At 48.3% G+C, this 2,294-nt stretch carries 2 protein-coding genes; both read left to right on the forward strand.

Translation table 11 applies throughout. The annotated features are described in order from the left end of the window. Window positions 1-122 precede the first annotated feature (122 nt). Entirely contained in the window at window positions 123-1,520 is a 1,398-nt protein-coding gene (gene fumC, locus CHU92_RS01055) for a class II fumarate hydratase (RefSeq protein ID WP_094411733.1), read from the forward strand. 168 nt (window positions 1,521-1,688) lie between these two features. Then, a complete protein-coding gene (locus tag CHU92_RS01060; protein ID WP_094411732.1) occupies window positions 1,689-2,207 on the forward strand; it encodes a GNAT family N-acetyltransferase in 519 nt (172 codons plus the stop codon). The last annotated feature ends 87 nt before the right edge of the window (window positions 2,208-2,294 follow it).

The raw sequence follows: 2,294 nt of genomic DNA on the forward strand, positions 1-2,294 counted from the left end.
AACTAACCATTCTTTTTTTTATTGTTTAGGACGCTATTGATTTTTTATCACTGATGATAATGCTTAATTTTGGCTTGCCTGTAAAAACAGGCCAAAACGTAAAACAAATAACAAACTTAATAATGGAATACAGGATAGAAAAAGACACCATGGGCGAAGTGCAGGTACCGGCTGACAAATACTGGGGCGCACAAACCGAACGTTCAAGAAATAACTTTAAAATAGGCCCTTCAGGCTCCATGCCTAAAGAAATAATTGAAGGTTTTGCCTACCTTAAAAAAGCAGCTGCCTATGCCAACCACGACCTGGGGGTATTGCCGGCTGAAAAGCGTGATGCCATTGCCCGGGTATGCGATGAAATACTGGCCGGCAAGCTCGATGACCAGTTTCCGCTTGTAATCTGGCAAACGGGTTCGGGAACGCAAAGTAACATGAATGTAAATGAGGTTATTGCCAACCGTGCGCAGGTTTTGGCCGGTGGTAAAATAGGCGAAGGCGAGCCTGTGCTTAAAGCCAATGACGATGTAAATAAATCGCAGTCGTCAAACGATACCTACCCTACAGGTATGCATATTGCAGCCTATAAAGCCGTAGCGGAAGTAACCATTCCCGGTGTTGAGAAACTGCGCGATACGCTTGAGGCTAAATCAAAGGAATTTATGAATGTGGTGAAAATTGGCCGTACGCACCTTATGGATGCTACCCCGCTAACCCTCGGGCAGGAACTTTCAGGTTATGTGGCACAGCTTAACTATGGCCTTAAAGCCCTTAAAAATGCCATGGCACACCTTAGCGAACTGGCGCTTGGCGGTACCGCTGTAGGCACAGGGCTAAACACCCCTGAAGGCTACGATGTAAAAGTGGCTGATTATATTGCCCGGTTTACAGGATTGCCTTTTGTAACTGCGCCTAATAAATTTGAAGCGCTTGCCTCGCATGATGCTATTGTTGAGGCGCACGGCGCGCTAAAGCAACTGGCAGTGGCGCTCAACAAGATTGCCAATGACATCCGTATGATGGCTTCGGGGCCGCGTTCGGGTATTGGTGAAATATTTATTCCTGAAAATGAGCCTGGCTCCTCTATAATGCCGGGTAAAGTGAACCCTACCCAGTGTGAGGCCATGACCATGGTTTGCGCGCAGGTTATGGGTAATGATGTTGCCATAACCATTGGCGGTACGCAAGGCCATTATGAACTCAACGTGTTCAAGCCGCTCATGGCTGCCAACTTCCTGCAGTCCGCCCGCCTGCTGGGCGATGCCTGCGTATCGTTTGACGAGCACTGCGCACAGGGTATTGAACCGAACTATGCCCGCATAAAAGAGCTGGTTGATAACTCGCTGATGCTTGTTACTGCGCTTAATACCAAGATAGGCTATTACAAAGCAGCCGAAATTGCACAGACAGCCCATAAGAACGGCACTACGCTCAAAGAAGAAGCCGTGCGCCTGGGTTATGTGTCAGCTGAAGATTTTGACCAGTGGGTGAAACCCGAAGACATGGTGGGGAAAATCGGGTAATTCGATAGTTCGATTATTCGATTATTCGATAGTTCGATGGTTCGATGGTTCGATGGTTCGATTGATGATCCGGGAATTTGGGAGTTGATGTATAATCCTGTATGAACTGGACTTGAAATAAAGCTGGAAAGCTATCCATATCCGGGTAGCTTTTTTTAATTTTGAAACATGGAGATTAACATCATAGGCGGGAGCCTTGCACATGTTCCCGAAATACGGTCCATTGTGAACCATAATATCCTGACGGCTTCTTCTATTTATGATTATGGGGAAAAAACTGCGGAAGAGATGGAGCAATGGTTCACGGATAAGCAAAATGCTGGCTGGCCCATATTAATAGCTGAAGCTGAAGGCAAAGTGGCTGGCTATGCTACTTATGGCACCTTCAGGGCGAAAGAGGGCTATAAGTATACGGTGGAACATTCGGTGTATGTGCACCATGAGTACCAGGGCAAAGGTATTGGCGGGATGCTGCTCGAGGCGCTGATAGCGCTATGCAGAGAGCAGGGCTACCACACCATGATAGGCTGTATTGACGCGGCTAACACGGGAAGTATCGCTTTTCATAAACGCTATGGCTTTACCGAAGCCGGCCTGCTGAAACAAAGCGCTTTTAAGTTTGGCCAATGGCTTGACCTGCTTTTTATGCAGCTGATGCTGCAGCCTGTTGGTGTGGTTCGGGGATAATGGGCCTAATGCGATGGCCGGTAGGCACGACGGCCCCTGACTAGCCCTGATGGGAGCGGCATCCTCCCCGCCGCCCGCTTTTGCGGC

This window comes from Flavobacterium cyanobacteriorum (genome assembly GCF_002251835.1).
GTDB classification, from domain to species: domain Bacteria; phylum Bacteroidota; class Bacteroidia; order Flavobacteriales; family Flavobacteriaceae; genus Flavobacterium; species Flavobacterium cyanobacteriorum.